The sequence below is a fragment of the Caulobacter sp. NIBR1757 genome (assembly GCF_027912495.1).
Lineage (GTDB): Bacteria > Pseudomonadota > Alphaproteobacteria > Caulobacterales > Caulobacteraceae > Caulobacter.
This window is the reverse complement of the sequence record NZ_CP115463.1, coordinates 2,618,730-2,636,662: the sequence shown is the minus strand read 5'-3', so window position 1 is coordinate 2,636,662 and position 17,933 is coordinate 2,618,730. Positions and strand designations below refer to the sequence as shown.

The following is a 17,933-nucleotide window of genomic DNA, read 5'->3' as shown; positions in this document are numbered from 1 at the left end:
TCAGATCACGTCAGGTAGCGGCGCCAGTTTGCAGGCGCATTTCACTGTTTTGCAGAGGGCCTGACGGCCGGTAATCAACGCGCGTCGGCGAGCGCCCGTTGCAGCGGGGTTTCCGGCAGGGTGGCGAGGACCAGCTTTCCGTCCTTGTCCTTGTCGAGGATGGCGAAACGGTCCTTGGCGGCGGCGGTCGCCTCGGCCCTGCTGATGCGGCGGTTGAAGTCGCTGTCCTGGCCCATCACCGGCTGCACCTCGTTGACCAGACCGTACAGGCCGGCGCCGACGCGATTCTGGTCGGCCACCATCTTGCCCGGCTCGTCCGGCCTGGCGCGGTCGTAAGGCGACAGGGTAGGACGATAGCGGCCGCCCTTCGGACGATTGCCCTCCCTGGGCCTGGCCAGGGCCATGGCGGCGCGGGACATGATCTCGGGGGCGACCTTCTTTTCGTAGTCGCCGTTTTCCCAGCCATCGATCGCGCCGTCCTTGTTGGCGTCGAGCTTGTCGAAGAAGGCCAGGGAATCGGCGACCAGCTCGTCGCGGGTGATCGCCCCGTCGGCGTTGGCGTCGGCCTGCTTGAACCACTGCTCAACGGGATAGGGCTGGTCGAGCGGCGCGCGGAAAGGTTCTCCGGCCGGGCTGATGAAGATCTGCAGGTCGGGCCGGGGCTGGGCCAGCGCCGGGGTGGCGGCGAGGGCGGCGATCAGGGCGAGACGGAACTTCATCGGTGGCGGCTTTCCAATGGGATGAGCGCGAATAGCGGCGCGCGAGGCGGGCTGACAAGGGGGCTCAGCGCGGTGGCGGCCGCTTGCCGCGCCGGGCCCCATCCTTCGGCGGCGGGGCCTCGAGGATGGTCTGGTAAGGAGTCCTGGGCAGGGTGGCGAGGGTGAGCTTGCCGTCCCTGTCCTTGTCGAGGATGGCGAAGCGGTCGCGGGCGGCGATACCGACCTCCTCGACCGCGATGCGGCGGTCCAGATCGCTGTCCTGGGCGGCGACGGGCTGGACCTCGTTGATCAGGCCGTAGAGACCGGCGCCGTTGCGCGTGCTGCCGTAGGCCCCGGAATCCAGCGGCTTGGGGTAGCCGATGAACGGTCGCTTGCCGAGCTTCATGTTGATGGCCTGGGGGCCCTCCTCGCCGCGGTCGAGGGGGCTGAGGATCTCGGGGGCGACGTTCTTTTCGTAGTCGGCGATTTCGAAGCCATCGACGAAGCCGTCGTGGTCGGCGTCGAGGCTGGCGTTGAAGGCGACGGCGTCGGCGACGAATTCCGCGCGGCTGATCGCGCCGTCATGGTCGGTGTCGGCGCGGGCGAACCAGACGGCGACCGGATAGGGCTGGCCACGCGGCGCGCGGAAGGGCTCGCCGGCCGGACTGATGAACAGCTGCTCGCGGCGGGGCGGGGGAGCGTCGTCAGGCGGCCCCCCTTCGGGCGGCGGACCCGGTTGCGCCAGGACCGGGGAGGCAGCGAGGGTGGCGAGCAGGGCCAGGCGTACGATCATCGGGGTCTCCGGTCCCCAAAATGGTGCTGGGAGACCCTGTGTGGCGTGGCTCGGTGGCCGCCATAAGGCGTGCCGGTTGCGTTGGTATTGCGACTAGATCGGCAGGCGGACCCGGGCGGTCAGGCCGCCGCCGGGGCGGTTGATCAGGTCGGCGTCGCCGCCGTGGGCGCGGGCGACGGAGCGGACGACCGCCAGTCCAAGTCCGATGCCTCCCGTCTCGCGGTTGCGGGAGGGCTCGCCGCGGAAGAAGGGCTCGAAGACCCGCTCACGCTCGTGCTCGGGAATGCCAGGGCCGTCGTCATCGACCTCGATGACCGCGTCGGCGCCGTCCGCATAAACCCGGGCGCGGGCCGCGCCGCCATACTTCAGGGCGTTCTCGACCAGATTGGAGACCAGCCGGCGCAGGGCGATGGGGTCGCCCTCGACAACCAGCTTTTCGGTGCGATCGATCGAGGCGGCGGCGCCGGTCTCCGCCATCTCATCGACGATGCTCTCGACCAGAGAGGCCAGCTCCATCCTGGCGCGTGCGCGCGGCCGGGTGGCGTCGGAGACGAAGCCGAGGGTGGCGGCGATCATCGCCTCCATCTGGTCGATATCGGCGGCGAGCTTGGGTTTCAGGTCTTCGGGGACCGCCTCGATGCGGAATTTCAGCCGGGTCAGCGGGGTGCGCAGGTCATGGGCGATGGCTCCGACCATGGCGGTGCGGTCATCGACGTAGCGGCGCAGGCGCTCCTGCATCTGATTGAAGGCGGCGGCGGCGGCGACGATCTCGGTCGAGCCACGCATCTCCAGCGGCGCGGCGCGGGGGTCGCGGCCCAGCCGGTCGGCGGCGCCTGCGAAGGCGCCGAGGGGGGCGGACAGGCGCCGGGCCAGCAGCCAGGCCAGGGGAGCGATGAGCAGGATCGACAGGCCGAAGGTCAGGATCAGGCGGGTCTGCCAGGCATCCCAGCGGAAGGTCGGCTTGGGCTTGACCACCAGCCAGTGGCCGTCCGGCTGCTGCACGCCGACCTTGAAGGGCGAGAAGATGACCCGCTCGTCAGGACGGAATTCCGGAGCGCCCGGGCCGGGAGCCGGGCCGCCGTGACGGCCGCCGCCGGGGGGCGGCTCGCCATGTGGCGGGCCGATGCGGAAGATGCGGGTTTCGACCCTGTGCTCGGTGCGCAGGAGGACGCGGACTGGGCCGACAGTCTCGATGCGGATGCGCTCGACAGGCACCTTGAGGTCCGAGGCGAGGATGCGCTTGAAATCCTCGCGCCAGCGGGAGCGGCGGAACGACTCCTCCGGGGCCTCGGTCTTCAGCTTGACGACCAGCGGCCGGCCATCGGTGATCTCGACGACGCCCTGCTGGCGCAGCGCCTGGGCCAGTTCGCTCAGGCGGTAGACCTCGGGCTGGGGCGGGGGCAGGGCCAGCAGCATGGCGGCGCTGATTGCCGGCGCGGCGACGAGGCTGACCAGGGCCAGCGCCATCACCTGGACAAACAAAGGCGCGCTGCGGACCCGCGATGACATCAGCTGCGGGTGACCTTGGGCACGAACATGTAGCCTTCGCTGCGGATGGTGCGGATCAGTTCGCCGCCGTTGGAGCCGTCGTCCAGCTTCTTGCGCAGACGGCTGATCTGCACGTCGATGGCGCGGTCGTAGGCGTCGGAATCGCGGCCCCGGGCCATGTCCAGCAGCTGGTCGCGGGTCAGGATACGCTGGGGCCGCTCGACGAAGGCGCGCAGCAGGGAGAATTCGCCGCTCGACAGGTTGACGATGACGCCTTCGGGCGAGCGCAGCTCGCGGCGGACGAGATCGAGCTTCCAGCCGGCGAAGTGACAGGTGGCGGAAAGACCATCCTCAAGGCTGGGCTGCGGTTCGGCCCGGCGGCGCAGGACGGCGCGGATGCGGGCCAGCAGCTCGCGCGGATTGCAGGGCTTGGGCAGGTAGTCGTCGGCGCCGAGTTCCAGGCCGACGATGCGGTCGGTGTCCTCGCCCATGGCCGACAGCATGATAATGGCCGGGCCGCCGGGCTGGGCGGTCAGGCGGCGGCAGATGGACAGCCCGTCCTCGCCCGGCATCATCACGTCGAGCACGATCAGGTCGACAGGCCCCTTCGCCAGGGCGACCTCCATGCCGCGGGCGTCGCCGGCGGTATCCACCTGATAGCCGTGCTGGCCGAGAAACTCGGACACGACGTCGCGGATCCCCGGGTCGTCATCGACCATCAGGATACGGGCCGGCGCTTCAGTCGGGTTCTGCGCCTCGAGGGTCATGGTCTGCTCCATCCCGGCATAATGCGCGGCCCTTGTCTCGACAGGATTGCAACGCAGACATACGGGTGCAATCCACGGGCCGCCACCTGAGGGCCCGAACGTTCCGGAGTGACTACATGATCCGCCGCCTCGCCGTCGCCTGTCTTCTGCTCGCCTTCAGCGCCTCGGCGGCCGCGGCTCAGGGGCATCCGGATACCAACAAGGACGGCTACGTCAGCAAGGCCGAGAACCTGGCGGCCGCGGACCGAGGCTTCGCCCGCATGGACGCCGACAAGGACGGGGTCATCGGCCCTGCCGAACAGGCGAAGATCGCCAAGATGCTTGGCGGCCGGAACATCCTCGCGCCCGCCGACCTCGACAAGGACGGCAAGGTGTCGAAGGCGGAGTTCACGAAGGCGTCGGCCTATCGTTTCGAACAGTTCGACGCCGACAAGGACGGCAAGCTGGACAAGACCGAACAGGCCGCGCTGCGGGCGGCCCGGGGCGTCTAGTCGGCCTGTCGACGGCCGGCGCGGTAGGCCTTGGGCGTCATGCCCGTTTCGGCCTTGAAGGCCCGGTTGAACGGCCCGATCGAGCCGAAACCGCAGTCGAGGGCGATCTCCAGGATCGAGCGGTCGTCATCGGAGGCCAGGGCCTGCTTGGCCTGCTCCACCCGATGATGATTGATCAGTCGGTTGAAGTTGGCGAAGCCCAGGCCGGCGCTGATGGCGCGGGAGACCCTGTGTTCGGGTTCGTTCAGCCGGCGGGCGACGTCGGCGATCCGCAGTTCCGGCTCGGTATGGATCGCGTCTTCCTGCAGTAGACGCATGAGCCGATCGGCCAGGCGGCGGTCCTCCGCCGTGGCCTGCTTCTTCTCCGGGGCCTCGAGCGAGAGCGGATGGCGCAGTCGGAAAGTGACCGCGGCGCCGGCGGCCGCCAGGCCGACAAGGGCGCTGACGACCTTCACCGGTTCCGGCGCCGACCAGGCGGCCAGGACCGAGGCGCTCACCAGGCCGAGGAAGATCAGCCCGAAGGCCCTGCGGAACCGACGCTCGGCCCCGGAGATGGCGCAGCCGTGGCGCTGGAACGGCTCCACAAGGGTCAGCACCAGGGCGGCCGATCCACTCAGCGCGTAGAGATTTTCGGCGACGTCCGACACCGGGCCGCCGTTCGGCCACAGGACCGTTGCAGCGCCTGAAACCGCGACGACCCCGGCGACCAGGCGCGGCCACCAGGCGTCCTGCCTGGCCGGGTCGAACAGGGCCCGGGTCAGGAGCCAGGCCCAGCCGCAGGCTGACACCCCGAAGACTTCGAAAACCCGGGCCGGCCCACCCTCCAGAACCTTCGACAGGATGTAGGCGACGAAGGCCGCGCCGGCGACGGCCGCATAGGCCGGCAGACGTCCTGGCGGCCGGGGCAGGAGACCCGCCAGGGGCAGTGAGGCTGGCGGTTTGAGCGTCGTCGTCACGATCCGGTCTCCGGCGAAGCGACCTTGTTGGCTTGGATCGGAGCGACTGTCCAGCAGGCCGAATTTCCGGAAAGTTCTGGCCGAATTCCAGATCGGCGAGACCCGCGCCAGCCATGGCCGTCATTCCTGGCGGGCTTCTTCCTCAGCTTGCGGACCCGTCCATGCCGATCTCGTCTTCCCCCCTTGCCCCCGTGTCGACCGCCGCCCTGAGGTGGTCGGTCAGAGGCTGGCTGCTGATCGCCGCCGGCGGACAGGCCGCCTTCATCGGCTTCATCCTGCTGTTCTACGGCGTCCGGACGGTCACCGGAAATTTCGCCGGCTGGAACGACAAGCCGCTGATCGACGGCTACATCGCCGGCGACCGGGCCGGGAACGCGGTCTTCGCCGCCCATGTGCTGATCGCCGCCCTTGTGACCTTCCTGGGCCTCATGCAGCTGGTTCCCGCCATCCGCCGTCGAGCACCGGCTGTGCACCGCTGGTCAGGACGCGTGTTTCTCAGCCTGGCCGTGTTCATGGCGCTCAGCGGGATCTGGCTCTCTCTGTCGCGCGGGACCTATCTGTCGGTCGTCTCGGCGGTCGCCATCCTGCTGGACGCCGTCCTGATCCTGCTGTTCACGGCCCTGGCCTGGCGAGCCGCGCGACAGCGCCGGTTCGAGATGCACAGGGCCTGGGCCCTGCGCACCTTCATGGTCGCCAGCGGCGTCTGGTTCCTGCGCGTTGGCCTGATGGGGTGGGTGGTGCTGAACCAGGGCCCGGTGGGCATGACCAAGACCATGAGCGGGCCAGCCGACATCGTGCTGGCGTTCGGCAGCTACCTCATCCCATTGGCGGTGCTGGAACTCTATCTGGTCGGTGAACGAAGCCAGAGATCGGACCTGAAGCTGTTGGCGGCTGGAGTGATCGTGTTGGCCGCCCTTTATACGGCGGTCGGCGTCTTCGGGACCACGATGCTGATGTGGGCGCCCTACGTCACCTGAACCTCTGGATCAGCTGTATCGGTTCGCGTCGATGCCGGCCGGTTCGACCCGGTTCGATTCCAGCGCCAGATCGGAGACGTAAGGGTTGACCTTGCGCTCGTAGCCGAAGGTGCTCATCGGGCCGTGGCCCGGTACGAAGCTGACATCGTCGCCGAGCGGCCAGAGCTTGGTCGAGATGGCCTCGATCAGGTCGTTGTAGTTGCCGCGCGGAAAGTCGGTGCGGCCGATCGAGCCCTTGAACAGCACGTCGCCGACCTGGGCGAAGCGCGCCTCGCGGTGGAAGAAGACCACATGGCCCGGCGTGTGGCCGGGACAGTGGATGACCTCGAACTGCGTCTCGCCGAGGGTCACGACGTCGCCGTCGTGCAGCCAGCGGTCGGGGGTGAAGCTGCGGGCCTCTGGGATGCCGTACTGCTTGCCGCTGGATTCGATGCGGTCGATCCAGAACTGGTCGTCGGGGTGCGGGCCCTCGATGGGCACGCCCGTGCGTTCCGCCATCTCGGCGGCGGCCCCGGCGTGGTCCATGTGGCCGTGGGTGATGAGGATCTTCTCGAGGGTGACGCCGTATTTCTCGAGGCCGGCCAGCAGGCGATCAACCTCGCCGCCCGGATCGATGACCGCGCCCTTCATCGTCTTGGTGCACCACACGATGGTGCAGTTCTGCTGCAGCGGGGTGACCGGCGCGATGGCGACCTGGATGGGGGGGACGCTCAAGGGGCGCTCCTGTTGATGGCTTTGCCTATATGATCGGTGTTCAGGCGAGCGATTGAAACCCCAATCACGAGAAAGGCCCGGGATTGCTCCCGGGCCTTGTCCGTACTGGGACTGACGGATCAGTCCGGCTTGTTGCTGTCGCCGATGCCATGGACTTCGGCCTGCATCGCGCCGGGGCCGGGGCCGTCGTCGTCGATCTGCCGCAGACCCTTGCCGAGGCGCGAGTTGCGGAAGCCGTAGCCGATGTAGATCAGCGCGCCGAGGCCAAGGTAGCTGCTCAGCAGGATGGCCGGGATGGGATCGCCGGTCAGCGCCTTGACGATGATGTCCTCGACCAGCGGGCCGGTCATGATCAGGGCGAAGAAGATGCCCAGAACCGGAACCGGACCCAGCCAGACTTTCGGGCCCTTCTTGATCAGGGTCAGAACCAGCCACAGGCCCAGGATGATGGCGCAGATGATGGCGCCTTCCATGACCCAGGTGGAGTTCAGCAGGAACTTGAAGAAGGCGAGGAAGGCGGCGATCACCAGCGCCGAGACCAGCACCATCACCGGCTGACCGACAAGGCCGCCGCCGCCCGGGATCCGGAAGGGACGGTTCAGTTCCTTGTTGCTGGTGCGCAGGTACATGACGCTCAGGCAGACGATGCCGAAGGCCGTGGCGGTGCCGAGGCTGACCAGGTCGCCGAGGATTTCGATCGGCAGGAAGGCGGCGGTGATGGCGATGGCGACGCCGAGCACGATGGTGCCGACCCAGGGGGTGCGGAACTTGTCATGCAGGGTGGCGAAGAACTTCGGCAGCAGGCCGTCGCGGGCCATGGCGTAGAAGACGCGGGTCTGGCCGTAGGTCAGGATCAGCATGACCGACGACAGACCGGCGACGGCGCCGACCTTGATGAGGATCGAGAACCAGTCGGTGCCCATGCGGTCGACGGCCAGGGCGATCGGGGCGGGGACGCCCAGTTCGCGGTAGTCGACGACGCCGGTCAGGACCAGGGCGATCATCATGTAGAGGATGGTGCAGGCGATCAGGCTGCCGAGAATGCCGAAGGGAATGTCCTTCTGCGGGTTCTTGGCCTCGGCCGCGGCGGTCGAGACCGCCTCGAAGCCGACGTAGGCGAAGAAGATCACCGACGCCGCTCGGAAGATGCCGGGCAGGCCGTATTTGAAGCCGCCTTCGTTCTCCGGCAGGAAGGGCGTCCAGTGATCGACCGCCGTGGCCTGGTGGTTGAAAATGAACATCGCGCCGACGCCGACGAACAGCAGCAGCACGCCCACCTTGATGAAGACGATGACGTTGTTGACGCTCGCCGATTCCGAGATGCCGACGACCAGCAGGGTGGTCACCGCCAGGATGCCCAGGGCCCCCAGCAGGTTGGCGCCGCCGCCGGTGACGAAGCTGAGGCCGCCCTCGCCCTGAACCGCCTGGACGTAGGAGGTGGTCCATTCCGGCGGGATGATGACGTGGAAGTTGGCCAGCAGGCTGACCACGTTGCCGGACCAGCCGGCCGCCACGGTCGAGGCGGCGATGCCGTATTCCAGCACCAGCAGCCAGCCCATGACCCAGGCGAACAGCTCGCCCAGCGTGGTGTAGCTGTAGGTATAGGCCGAGCCCGCGACCGGCATGGTCGAGGCCAGTTCAGCGTAGCAGAGGCCGGCGAAGACGCAGGCGAAGAAGGCCACGATGAACGACAGGACCACGGCCGGGCCGGCGAAGTTGGCGGCGGCGTTGCCGGTCATCACATAGATGCCCGCGCCGATGATGCAGCCGATGCCGAGGAACAGCAGGTTCCAGGGGCCCAGGGTCCGCTTCAGCTGGTGCGTGGCGGCTTCCCGCTGCACCTGCTCGATGGATTTTCGCCAGAAAAGTCGATTTCCGCGTGGTGCGGCGTCTGCGGACATGCGTCTCGCTCCCCGAAAGGCCGGCTCCCCGCCGGCTCACAAGCGGCGGACGTTAGCAGTAAAGTCGCGCCGCGCAACGGCTTGCGGTGACGGCGCGGCATTCGGGCACTAAACGAACCCTGCAATGCTGCCCATCGAGGAAATCCTGCCCGAACTCCGGGCTGTTCTGGACACCGGCGTTAACGCCGTTCTGGTCGCGCCGCCCGGCGCGGGCAAGACCACCCGCGTGCCGCTGGCGCTGCTGGGTGAGCCTTGGATGGCCGGCAAGCTGATTCTGCTCGAACCGCGACGCCTCGCCGCCCGCGCCGCCGCGGCCCGCATGGCCGCCACGCTGGGCGAGCGGGTGGGGGAGACGGTCGGCTACCGGGTGCGGATGGACTCCAAGGTGTCGGCCAGGACCCGCATCGAGGTGGTCACCGAAGGCGTCTTCACCCGCATGATCCAGGACGACCCGGGCCTCGACGGGGTTTCGGCCGTGCTGTTCGACGAGTTTCATGAGCGCAGCCTCGACGCCGACCTCGGCCTGGCGCTCGCCCGCGACAGCCAGGCCGTGCTGCGTGAAGACCTGCGCCTCGTGGTGATGAGCGCCACCCTCGACGGGGCGGCGGTGGCGCGGTTGCTGGATGGCGCGCCGGTGATCGAGAGCCAGGGTCGGGCCTTTCCGGTCGATACCCGCTATCTCGGCCGCGACCCGGCCGCGCGGCTGGAGCAGCAGGTGGTCAAGGCCGTGCGCAAGGCCTTGGCCGAGGAAACCGGAAGCCTATTGGTCTTCCTGCCGGGGCAGGGCGAGATCCTGCGCACCCGGGACTGGCTGGCCGAGGCCGGCGTGGCCGCCAATGTCGATCTCTGCCCACTGTTCGGGGCGCTGGACCCGCGCGAGCAGGACGCGGCGATCAGTCCGGCGCCGGCCGGGCGGCGCAAGGTGGTGCTGGCCACCTCCATCGCCGAGACCAGCCTGACCATCGAGGGCGTGCGCGTCGTCATCGACAGCGGCTTCGCCCGCGTGCCGCGCTACGACCCGGCCAGCGGCCTGACCCGGCTGGAGACGGTGCGCGTCTCGCGCGCCGCCGCCGATCAGCGCCGGGGCCGCGCCGGCCGCACCGAGCCCGGCGTCTGCTACCGCCTCTGGGAGGAGCCGGAGACGCGCGCCCTGGTCCCCTTCGCCCGGCCTGAAATCCTCGAGGCGGACTTGTCGGGGTTCGCGCTGGACCTGGCCCGCTGGGGCGCGAGAGACCCGGCCGACCTCGCCTTCCTCGATCCACCGCCGGCCGGCGCCTTCAGCGAGGCGCGCAACCTGCTCACCCGGCTGGAGGCCCTCGACGAGACCGGCGGCCTGACCGCCCACGGCAAGACCCTGTCGGACCTGCCCCTGCCGCCGCGCCTGGCGCATATGGTCATCCGCGGCGCGGCCGGCGGGCAGGGCGAGCTGGCGGCGCGCATCGCCGCCCTGCTGACCGAGCGGGGGCTCGGCGGCCGCGACGCGGACCTGCGCCATCGCCTGGAACAGTTCGAGCGCGACCGCAGCACCCGGGCCCGCGACGCGCGCACCCTGGCCGACCGCTGGGCCCGCGCCGCCGGCCGGCCCCCGCGCCAACCGCCGCTCGATGCCGGCCTGCTGCTGGCCGAGGCCTTTCCCGAACGGGTGGCCAAGGCGCGCGGCAAGGCCGGCGAGTTCCAGCTGGCCAGCGGCCGGGGCGCCCATGTCGAGCCGACGGATGTCCTGGCCCGGGAGACCTGGCTGGCGGTCGGCGAACTGGGCGGTGGCGCGGCGCGCGACCGGATCCTGCTGGCCGCGCCGCTCGATCCGGAAAGCCTGCGGGCCGCCTTCGCCTCGCGCCTGAGCAACGAGGACCGGCTGGAGATCGAGCCGGACGGCAAGGTGCGGGCTCGCCGGCTGGTGCGTCTCGATCGCCTGGTGCTGGAGGACCGGCTGGTCGAGAAGCCCGACAAGGCGATGATCGCCGCCGCGCTCGCCGGCCATGTTCGCCGCGAAGGCTTGTCGGCGCTGCCGATCGGGGAGGGGGCGGGGTCGCTGCTCGAACGGGTCCGGTTCCTGCATACCCAGGATTCAAATTGGCCTGACCTGTCCGATGCGGCGCTGATCGCGAGCCTGGACGACTGGCTGGCCCCGATCCTCGAGGGGCGCCGCACCCTCGCCAGTCTTTCGGACAACGACCTCGAAAACGCCCTGCGCGCCCTGATCCCCTGGGACGTCCAGAGACACCTCGACGCCGCCGCCCCGGTCTGCTGGACCGCCCCGACCGGCTCACGCCTGGCCATCGACTACGCCGCCGAGGCCGGGCCGACCATCTCGGTGCGGGTGCAGGAACTGTACGGCGTCGAGGTTCATCCGAGTGTCGGCGGCGTTCCCCTGGTCCTGGCCCTGCTGTCGCCGGCGCACCGGCCTATCCAGGTGACGCGCGACCTGCCGGCATTCTGGCGCGGGTCATGGAAGGACGTGCGGACGGACATGAAGGGGCGCTATCCCCGGCACGTCTGGCCGGAGGAGCCCTGGAAGGCCGAGGCCACCACGCGGGCCAAGCCGCGCGGGACGTGACCGTCAGGCTGGCGGACAGTTGCGGGGAAGGTCCGGCTTGGCGGCAGCCTCGCCAAAGGTCCCCTTCTCCCACTCGACGGTGGCCTGGGAGCCGTAGTTCAGGACGATCCGTCCTTCGGCGCTGTAGGCCGCCAGATCCTTCCCGGCGATTCTGAATTCGGTCCCAGCGCCTTGGGCCGGCGTCAGCTCGCCCTTGATCGCCGTTGCAAGCCTGTCGGGGGTGGTGAACACGGCCAGCGCCGAACGGTTGTCGTCGAAGATCAGGGTGAAAAGATCGCCCCTGCCATCAGCCGCCCTGTTGGTGCGCGTGTAGACCTTGCCGCCCATCACAGCGCGTTCAAGCGCGCCAAGGTAACGATGGTCCTCACCCACTCGCGTCAGGCAATTTTCGATGGCCTTTTCGGAGGCTTCAGGCGCGGGAGAGCAATTGGCGGTCGAGGCTGCAACAAGGGCGACCAGCAGGCCAATCGTTCTGGGCTTCATCCCAGCAACCGGTCCGTCACCGCATAGATCATGATCCCCGTCGCCACCGACAGGTTCAGGCTGTCGGCCCGGCCGCGCATCGGGATCTTGACGTTGACGTCGCAGGCGGCGGCCAGGTCCGGCGGCAGGCCCTGGGCCTCGTTGCCCATCAGGATCAGCGTCGGCGTCTGGTAGTCGGCGTTGTGGTGATTGACCGTGGCCGTCAGCAATGTGCCGACCACCGAGCCCGGCCATTGGCCGCGCCAGGCGAGAAACTCTTCCACGGTCGCCCGCGCCAACGGCACCGCGAAGATCGAGCCCATCGTCGCCCGCACGCCCTCGACCGAGTAGGGATCGCAGCAGTCGCCGACCAGGATGACGCCGCCGCCGCCGGCCGCATCGACGGTCCGCACCACGGTGCCGAGGTTCCCCGGATCACGCACCCGGTCCATGGCCACCCAGCAGACGTTCGAGATCGGGCGCAGGCTGTCCAGCGGCACGAACCGCTGCTTGAAGATAGCCAAAGCCGGCTGGGCGTTGTCGCGGCGGGCGATCTTTTCGAGGATCTCGGGCGTCACCTCGATCACCTCGCCGCCGGCCGCCGTCGTCGCCTCGGCGGCGCGGATCAGCAGGGGGTGGCTGGCGGCCGCCTTGCCGAACATCAGGACGTCGGGAGCGACGCCCTGGTCGACCGCCTCGGTGATGATTTTCAGCCCTTCGGCGAGGAACTGGCCGCTCTGCTCCCGGGTCTTGCGCATGTGCAGGGCGCGGGCGTGCTTGACCGTCTCGTTCGACAGGGATGTGACCTGTCTGAAATTCACTTCGACCATCTCGCGAAGAAGCTGAGGCCGATACGGCGCTCGCCGTCTTCCTGTTCGAGGGCCAGTTCGCCCCAGTCGATGACGCCGCCACGACCCTTGAGCTGGTCGGCCATCAGGCCCGACAGCGCGGCGCCGGAAATGCGCGCCGCATAGGCGTTCATCAGCATGAAGCTGGCGTCGGGGCTGAGCAGCTGGGTGCAGAGGTCGGCCAGCTCCGGCAGGTCCTCGAACAGCCGCCAGGTCTCGCCGGTCGGACCGCGCCCGAATTTCGGCGGATCGAGAATGATGCCGTCGTATTGCGCCCCGCGCCGCAGTTCGCGCTGCACATACTTGCGGGCGTCCTCGACCAGCCAGCGGACCGGCTTCTCGTCGAGCTTCGAAAGGATGGCGTTCTCGCGAGCCCAGGCCACCGACTTCTTGGAGGCGTCGACGTGGGTGACCTTGGCCCCCGCCGCCGCGCAGACCAGGCTGGCGACGCCGGTGTAGCCGAACAGGTTGAGGATGGTCAGCTGGCGTTTGGAGGACCGGATCCTGGCGTCCAGCCATTCCCAGTTGGCCGCCTGCTCGGGGAAGAAGGCCAGGTGGCGGAAATTGGTGAAGCGGCTGTTGAACTTTGCTTCCCGCCAGCTCAGCGGGAACAGCACCGGCGGTTGGCCGGCGAACTGCCAGCGGCCGTTCTCGTCCTCGTCGGTGGGATCGAAGACGGCGTCGGCCCGGTCCCACTCTTCCTTCGACAGGCGCGGGGCCCAGAGGCATTGCGGCTCGGGCCGCACGACCTTGAACGGGCCATAGCGTTCCAGCTTGCGGCCATGACCGCTGTCGATCAGGGCGTAGTCGGCCCAGCCCTTGGTGGTCAGCAGGATGGGAGCGTCGGCGACGCGCGGGTTGCTCATGCGCGGGCATTAGCCGCAGGGGCTTCGAAGGTCCAGTATCGTCCCCGGCCCCTCAGGGTGTTGCGCCGCTCAGGTGATTCCCGTTTAGTGTTCCGTTCGGGGATCGAAGTGAGGGGAAACAGGCAGTGACGACGGTTCTCAAGAAGCCGCAGCGCTCCGCCCGGAAGCCGAAGGGCGACGGGCACATGCGGCGGGGCGAAATCCTCAAGGCGGCCCAGCGTATCTTCCTGGCCGAGGGCTATCAGGGCGCCACGATCCGCAAGATCGCCGATGAGGTGGGGGTCTCCTCGACGGCGCTCTACATGCACTTCAAGGACAAGGATCAGATCCTGCTGGAGATCAGCGACGGGGCGATCAACCGTCTGCTCGAGATCAACAGCGAGATTTCCGCCCGGCCGATCGACCCGGTGGTCAAGGTGCGGATGATGCTCGACGCCTATATGGCTTTTGCGCTGGAGAACCCGAACGCCTACCAGCTGGTGTTCTGCGGCGCCTCCGGGGTGATGAGCGAAGAGAAGACCGAGGCGACCGAGCATCTCGGCGAGCTCTGCTTCCAGAAGTTCATCGACGCGCTGAACGACATCGCCGCCTCCGGCCGCCTGCGCACCGGCTCGGCCCAGAGCGCGGCTCAGGCCCTGTGGGCCGCCTGTCACGGCCTGGTCTCGCTGATCATCATCAAGCCCAAGTTCAACTGGGCCGACAACGATGAACTCCGCCAGGTGCTGCTGGACGGCATGCTGCACGGGCTGGTGGCGGACTAGGCTCGCTACCCCCAAACCGCCGATCATCCCAACGAAAGTCGGGACCCAGTGTCCACCACCGCAGGCGGGCCTGCTCTGATCAGCGCCAGCCAACTCTCCGGTTTGCCAGCTGGGCCCCGACTTTCGTCGGGGTGATCGGATGTTGGGGGAATTCCCGGAGTGACGCCGAACGGTCCTTTGGCTATCAGCCGTGCCCAGGCACGGGGTGACTCCATGACGCACAGCGCTGCAACAGCAGGAGGATTGGCGTTTGTCGCCATGCTCCTCTGCGCGGCAGCAGCCCAGGCCAGCCCCCGAGTCATCTCGCTCGACCAATGCGCCGACCAGTACGTCCTCGCCCTCAGTCCGCGCGAGACCATCGTCGGCCTCAGCTACCGGGCCGATGACGCCGACTCCCATCTGCGCGCTCTCGCCAAAGGCCTGCCGCAGCGGCGCATCACCACCGAGAGCATCATGGCCGCCCGCCCGAGCCTGGCCGTCCGCTACTGGGGTGGCGATGCGCGGCTGGAGGCCGCCCTGGCCACCCATGGCGTCAAGGTCGTGAAGATCGAGGACGCCACCGATTTCGACGGGGTGCGGGCCAATGTCCGCACTGTGGCCGCCGCCCTCGGCCAGCCGGCGCGGGGTGAGAGCATCGTCGCCGATATGGACCGGCGGCTGGCCGCCTCGAAGGACGCCTGGAAGGGACAGCCGGGTCTCTATCTGACGCCCAGCGGCTACACGGCCGGACAGGGGACCTTCATCGACCGCATCCTGGCCGCCGCCGGCGTCCGGAACGCCGCGCCGCAGGCCGGGTTCGCGCCAGTGCGGCTGGAGGACGTCGTTCTGGGGCCACGGCGCGGCTTTGTGCTGGGCTTCTTTGACCGGCTGTCGGCCGCCTTCGAGCGCTGGGGCATGGGCCGGCACAGGGCCCTGCAGAAGCGGCTGCCGGAGCGGACCATGGCCAGCCTGCCGGCCTCCGTGCTCAGCTGCCCGGCCTGGTTCGCCGCCGAGGGTGTCGAGGCTCTGGCCAGGGCGGCGCCCCGATGAGTCGGACCAATGCCCTGATCCTTGGGGGCCTGCTGATCCTCGTCTTGCTCGCCGGCCTGCTGCTCGGCGAGACCACGTTGACGCCCGGCCAGTACGCCCAGGCCTTCGCCTACCCGGCCTCGCCGCCGGGCGAGGTGCTGTGGACCATCCGTCTGCCGCGCGCCCTGATGGCGGCCCTGATCGGCGGCGGGCTGGGCCTGGCCGGCGCGGCGCTGCAGGGGCTGTTGCGCAATCCGCTGGCCGATCCGGGCGTGCTGGGGGTGTCGGCCTTCGCCGGGCTCGGCGCGGCCCTGACCATCGCGCTGGGCCTGTCGGCGGTGACCGGGGCGGTCGAGGCGGGAGCCCTGGTCGGCGCCCTGGCCGCCGGCCTGCTGGTCTCGGGCCTGGCGGCGCGGTTCCGTGAGCCCGAGGCGTTGATCTTGCTGGGCGTCTCATTGTCCTCGCTCGGCGGCGCCCTGACGGCGCTGATCTTCAACTTCTCGCCCTCGCCGGTGGCCACGGCCGAGGTGATGAACTGGCTGCTGGGTTCGGTCGCCAACCGCGACTTCGGCGACATCCTGCGGGCCCTGGTTCCCATGACGCTTGGCGCCGCCCTCTGCCTGTGGTCGGCGCGGGGCCTGACCATGCTGACGCTCGGCGAGGAGACGGCGGCCTTGAGCGGGCTGCCGATGGCCTCGCTTCGCACCGCCGCCGTGGCGGGGGCGGCCTTGATGACCGGAGCCGCCGTCGCTGCCGCCGGGGTCGTCGGCTTCGTCGGCCTGGCCGCGCCGCATCTGGTGCGCCGCCTGGCCGGTGACGATCCCGGCAAGCTGCTGATCCCCTCGGCCGTGGCCGGCGCCATCCTGCTGACCGCCGCCGACCTGATCAGCCGCATCCTGCCCAGCGAGCAGGAACTGAAGCTCGGCGTCGTCACCGCCCTGGTCGGGGCGCCGCTGTTCGCCCTGGTCGCCTGGCGGGCCTCGCGGAGCTGGCGGGCATGAGCTGGTCGTTCACAGGCGTTCACTCGGGTCCCTCCGGTCGCGCTGTCCTCCAGGGTGTGAGCCTATCCGTGGCGCCCGGCGAGATGGTCGGGGTTCTGGGCCCCAACGGCGCCGGCAAGACCACCCTGCTGCGGGCCGGCCTTGGCCTGTTGCCGCTGCAGGCCGGGCAGGTCCGTCTGGCGGGCAAGCCGATCGCCGATCTCAAGCCGGCGATGCGGGCCCGCGCCGCCGGCTACTTGCCGCAGGAGCGCCGGGTCGGCTGGAATCTCGCCGCCCTGCGCATCGTCGAACTGGGCGCCCCCGACCTGCCCGAAGGCCAGGCCCTGGCCCTGGCCGCCGCCTGCCTGGACCGCGTCGGCCTGGCCGGTTTCGAGGGCCGGGGCGTGCTCGACCTCTCCGGCGGCGAGCGGGCGCGGGTGCTGTTGGCCCGCCTGCTGGCCACCCGCGCGCCGCTGCTGGTCGCCGACGAGCCGACCGCCGGCCTCGACCCCGACGCCCAGTTCCTGGCCCTCGACCTGCTGGCCCAGGAAGCGGCGAGGGGCGCCGCCGTCGTCCTGACCCTGCACGACCTGGCCCTGGCCGCCCGGGTCTGCGGCCGCCTCATCATCCTGCACGAGGGCCGGGTCGCCGCCGACGGAGCCCCGCGCGAGGTGCTGACCCCCGCCACCCTGCGCACCGTCTTTGGCCTCGACGGCGCCTTCATCGACACCGAGGATGGCCCCGTTCTGGTCACCCGCCGCGCCGTTTGAGGTTCCCGCTTGCCGCTCGCCCGCCTCCTTGTCCTCCTGCTGGTTCTGGTTCCCGCCTCGGCGTTCGCCCAGGAGCGGGCGCCGATCCAGTCCTATGAGGTGGTGGCCAGCTTTCCGCACGACACCGGGGCCTTCACCGAGGGGCTCTTCTTCCAGGACGGGGTGCTCTACGAGAGCACCGGGCTGAAGGGCCGCTCCGACATCCGCAAGGTCGATCCGGTCACCGGCAAGGTGCTGCAGAAGCGGGATCTCGATGCGAAGTATTTCGGCGAAGGGATCGTCGCCTGGAAGGGCAAACTGGTCGAGCTGACCTGGCAGGACGAAATCGGTTTCCTCTACGATCTCAAGACCTTCGAGCCGAAAGGCACGTTCAGCTATCCGGGCGAGGGCTGGGCCCTGACCCATGATGGCAAGCGGATCATCATGAGCGACGGCACCGCCCAGCTGCGCTTTCTCGACCCGGATACCCTCAAGGAGACCGGCCGGGTCACGGTCACCGACGGTGGCGGCGAGATCAACAACCTCAACGAAATCGAATGGGTCGAGGGCGAGGTCTGGGCCAACATCTGGCGGACCGACTGGATCGCGCGGATCGATCCGGTCACTGGAAAGGTGACGGGCTGGATCGACATGACCGACCTGTTGCCGGCGGCGGACCGCACCGGCGGGGAGGATGTGCTCAACGGCATCGCCTATGACGCCAAGGGCAGGCGCGTGCTGGTGACGGGGAAATTCTGGCCGAAGCTGTACGAGATCCGGGTGAAGCCCTGAGCCGTTGCGGCCGGGGGTCTGAGGTCTCCCTTATCGAAGCGGACTACGATTATACCCCGGCTCGACTCCGGGAAGCGGGGTGTTTTGCGGAAGTCTCTGATTTGATGTGACTTCCGGGTTGATGC

General features: G+C 69.2%; 18 protein-coding genes. 8 read left to right on the top strand and 10 right to left on the bottom strand.

Going from position 1 to position 17,933, the window contains the following annotated elements:
* Positions 1–74: 74 nt before the first annotated feature.
* From O5I81_RS13005 to O5I81_RS12990, 4 genes are all read right to left on the bottom strand, one after another.
* Positions 75–719 (bottom strand): hypothetical protein, encoded by a 645-nt coding sequence (locus O5I81_RS13005; protein ID WP_271065306.1) that lies wholly within the window; start codon positions 717–719, stop codon positions 75–77.
* 64 nt (positions 720–783) lie between these two features.
* Complete coding sequence (locus O5I81_RS13000; protein ID WP_271065305.1) at positions 784–1,491, bottom strand: hypothetical protein; 708 nt, start codon at positions 1,489–1,491, stop codon at positions 784–786.
* Between the two features lie 93 nt (positions 1,492–1,584).
* Positions 1,585–3,000 (bottom strand): ATP-binding protein, encoded by a 1,416-nt coding sequence (locus tag O5I81_RS12995; RefSeq protein WP_271065304.1) that lies wholly within the window; start codon positions 2,998–3,000, stop codon positions 1,585–1,587.
* Positions 3,000–3,746, bottom strand: a complete 747-nt coding sequence (locus tag O5I81_RS12990) for a response regulator (protein ID WP_271065303.1) — start codon at positions 3,744–3,746, stop codon at positions 3,000–3,002. Before O5I81_RS12990 ends, O5I81_RS12995 begins: the two co-directional genes overlap by 1 nt.
* A 116-nt stretch (positions 3,747–3,862) precedes the next feature.
* Here O5I81_RS12990 and O5I81_RS12985 point away from each other — a divergent pair, with 116 nt between their 5' ends.
* Positions 3,863–4,237 carry an EF-hand domain-containing protein gene (locus O5I81_RS12985; protein ID WP_271065302.1) on the top strand — a complete coding sequence of 125 codons (375 nt, stop codon included), beginning with the start codon at positions 3,863–3,865 and terminating at the stop codon, positions 4,235–4,237.
* Here O5I81_RS12985 and O5I81_RS12980 read toward each other — a convergent pair.
* Positions 4,234–5,193 carry an AraC family transcriptional regulator gene (locus O5I81_RS12980; protein ID WP_271065301.1) on the bottom strand — a complete coding sequence of 320 codons (960 nt, stop codon included), beginning with the start codon at positions 5,191–5,193 and terminating at the stop codon, positions 4,234–4,236. The genes O5I81_RS12985 and O5I81_RS12980 overlap by 4 nt on opposite strands.
* Before the next feature lie 161 nt (positions 5,194–5,354).
* Here O5I81_RS12980 and O5I81_RS12975 point away from each other — a divergent pair, with 161 nt between their 5' ends.
* Positions 5,355–6,170, top strand: coding sequence for a DUF2306 domain-containing protein (locus O5I81_RS12975; protein ID WP_271065300.1), 816 nt, complete (start codon positions 5,355–5,357; stop codon positions 6,168–6,170).
* A gap of 9 nt (positions 6,171–6,179) precedes the next feature.
* Here O5I81_RS12975 and O5I81_RS12970 read toward each other — a convergent pair whose 3' ends face one another.
* Both O5I81_RS12970 and O5I81_RS12965 read right to left on the bottom strand, forming a co-directional pair.
* Entirely contained in the window at positions 6,180–6,884 is a 705-nt protein-coding gene (locus O5I81_RS12970) for an MBL fold metallo-hydrolase (protein WP_271065299.1), read from the bottom strand.
* A gap of 119 nt (positions 6,885–7,003) precedes the next feature.
* Positions 7,004–8,785 (bottom strand): amino acid permease, encoded by a 1,782-nt coding sequence (locus O5I81_RS12965; RefSeq protein ID WP_271065298.1) that lies wholly within the window; start codon positions 8,783–8,785, stop codon positions 7,004–7,006.
* A 124-nt stretch (positions 8,786–8,909) separates the two neighbouring features.
* Here O5I81_RS12965 and hrpB point away from each other — a divergent pair, with 124 nt between their 5' ends.
* Entirely contained in the window at positions 8,910–11,342 is a 2,433-nt protein-coding gene (gene hrpB / locus O5I81_RS12960; protein ID WP_271065297.1) for an ATP-dependent helicase HrpB, read from the top strand.
* A gap of 3 nt (positions 11,343–11,345) precedes the next feature.
* Here hrpB and O5I81_RS12955 read toward each other — a convergent pair whose 3' ends face one another.
* The 3 genes from O5I81_RS12955 to O5I81_RS12945 are packed head-to-tail and all read right to left on the bottom strand — an operon-like array spanning position 11,346 to position 13,518.
* Positions 11,346–11,825: a hypothetical protein gene (locus tag O5I81_RS12955; RefSeq protein ID WP_271065296.1), complete on the bottom strand. Its 480-nt coding sequence runs from the start codon at positions 11,823–11,825 to the stop codon at positions 11,346–11,348.
* On the bottom strand, positions 11,822–12,625 hold the full coding sequence (locus O5I81_RS12950; protein WP_271065295.1) for an RNA methyltransferase: 804 nt from the start codon (positions 12,623–12,625) through the stop codon (positions 11,822–11,824). Before O5I81_RS12950 ends, O5I81_RS12955 begins: the two co-directional genes overlap by 4 nt.
* The gene (locus O5I81_RS12945; protein ID WP_271065294.1) at positions 12,622–13,518 is read right to left on the bottom strand and encodes a class I SAM-dependent methyltransferase; all 897 of its coding nucleotides are present in this window, start codon (positions 13,516–13,518) and stop codon (positions 12,622–12,624) included. The genes O5I81_RS12950 and O5I81_RS12945 overlap by 4 nt, the downstream gene beginning before the upstream one ends.
* 125 nt (positions 13,519–13,643) lie before the next feature.
* Between O5I81_RS12945 and O5I81_RS12940 the strand changes: the two genes are divergently transcribed.
* The 5 genes from O5I81_RS12940 to O5I81_RS12920 all read left to right on the top strand — a co-directional run bounded on the left by O5I81_RS12940 (position 13,644) and on the right by O5I81_RS12920 (position 17,808).
* A complete protein-coding gene (locus tag O5I81_RS12940; protein WP_271065293.1) occupies positions 13,644–14,279 on the top strand; it encodes a TetR/AcrR family transcriptional regulator in 636 nt (211 codons plus the stop codon).
* Positions 14,280–14,537: 258 nt separating this feature from the next.
* Positions 14,538–15,308 (top strand): ABC transporter substrate-binding protein, encoded by a 771-nt coding sequence (locus tag O5I81_RS12935; protein WP_271065292.1) that lies wholly within the window; start codon positions 14,538–14,540, stop codon positions 15,306–15,308.
* Complete coding sequence (locus tag O5I81_RS12930) at positions 15,305–16,288, top strand: iron ABC transporter permease (RefSeq protein WP_271065291.1); 984 nt, start codon at positions 15,305–15,307, stop codon at positions 16,286–16,288. The genes O5I81_RS12935 and O5I81_RS12930 overlap by 4 nt, the downstream gene beginning before the upstream one ends.
* A complete protein-coding gene (locus O5I81_RS12925; protein WP_271065290.1) occupies positions 16,285–17,037 on the top strand; it encodes an ABC transporter ATP-binding protein in 753 nt (250 codons plus the stop codon). The genes O5I81_RS12930 and O5I81_RS12925 overlap by 4 nt, the downstream gene beginning before the upstream one ends.
* A gap of 9 nt (positions 17,038–17,046) precedes the next feature.
* A complete protein-coding gene (locus O5I81_RS12920; protein WP_348637260.1) occupies positions 17,047–17,808 on the top strand; it encodes a glutaminyl-peptide cyclotransferase in 762 nt (253 codons plus the stop codon).
* The last annotated feature ends 125 nt before the right edge of the window (positions 17,809–17,933 follow it).

Excerpts from the sequence above, each read along its gene's own strand:
- O5I81_RS12965 (WP_271065298.1), bottom strand. The coding sequence starts at position 8,785 with ATGTCCGCAGACGCCGCACCACGCGGAAATCGACTTTTCTGGCGAAAA.
- O5I81_RS12955 (WP_271065296.1), bottom strand. The coding sequence starts at position 11,825 with ATGAAGCCCAGAACGATTGGCCTGCTGGTCGCCCTTGTTGCAGCCTCG.
- O5I81_RS13005 (WP_271065306.1), bottom strand. The coding sequence starts at position 719 with ATGAAGTTCCGTCTCGCCCTGATCGCCGCCCTCGCCGCCACCCCGGCG.
- O5I81_RS12930 (WP_271065291.1), top strand. The coding sequence starts at position 15,305 with ATGAGTCGGACCAATGCCCTGATCCTTGGGGGCCTGCTGATCCTCGTC.
- O5I81_RS12925 (WP_271065290.1), top strand. The coding sequence starts at position 16,285 with ATGAGCTGGTCGTTCACAGGCGTTCACTCGGGTCCCTCCGGTCGCGCT.
- O5I81_RS12985 (WP_271065302.1), top strand. The coding sequence starts at position 3,863 with ATGATCCGCCGCCTCGCCGTCGCCTGTCTTCTGCTCGCCTTCAGCGCC.
- O5I81_RS12935 (WP_271065292.1), top strand. The coding sequence starts at position 14,538 with ATGCTCCTCTGCGCGGCAGCAGCCCAGGCCAGCCCCCGAGTCATCTCG.
- O5I81_RS13000 (WP_271065305.1), bottom strand. The coding sequence starts at position 1,491 with ATGATCGTACGCCTGGCCCTGCTCGCCACCCTCGCTGCCTCCCCGGTC.
- hrpB (WP_271065297.1), top strand. The coding sequence starts at position 8,910 with ATGCTGCCCATCGAGGAAATCCTGCCCGAACTCCGGGCTGTTCTGGAC.
- O5I81_RS12945 (WP_271065294.1), bottom strand. The coding sequence starts at position 13,518 with ATGAGCAACCCGCGCGTCGCCGACGCTCCCATCCTGCTGACCACCAAG.
- O5I81_RS12975 (WP_271065300.1), top strand. The coding sequence starts at position 5,355 with ATGCCGATCTCGTCTTCCCCCCTTGCCCCCGTGTCGACCGCCGCCCTG.
- O5I81_RS12995 (WP_271065304.1), bottom strand. The coding sequence starts at position 3,000 with ATGTCATCGCGGGTCCGCAGCGCGCCTTTGTTTGTCCAGGTGATGGCG.
- O5I81_RS12990 (WP_271065303.1), bottom strand. The coding sequence starts at position 3,746 with ATGACCCTCGAGGCGCAGAACCCGACTGAAGCGCCGGCCCGTATCCTG.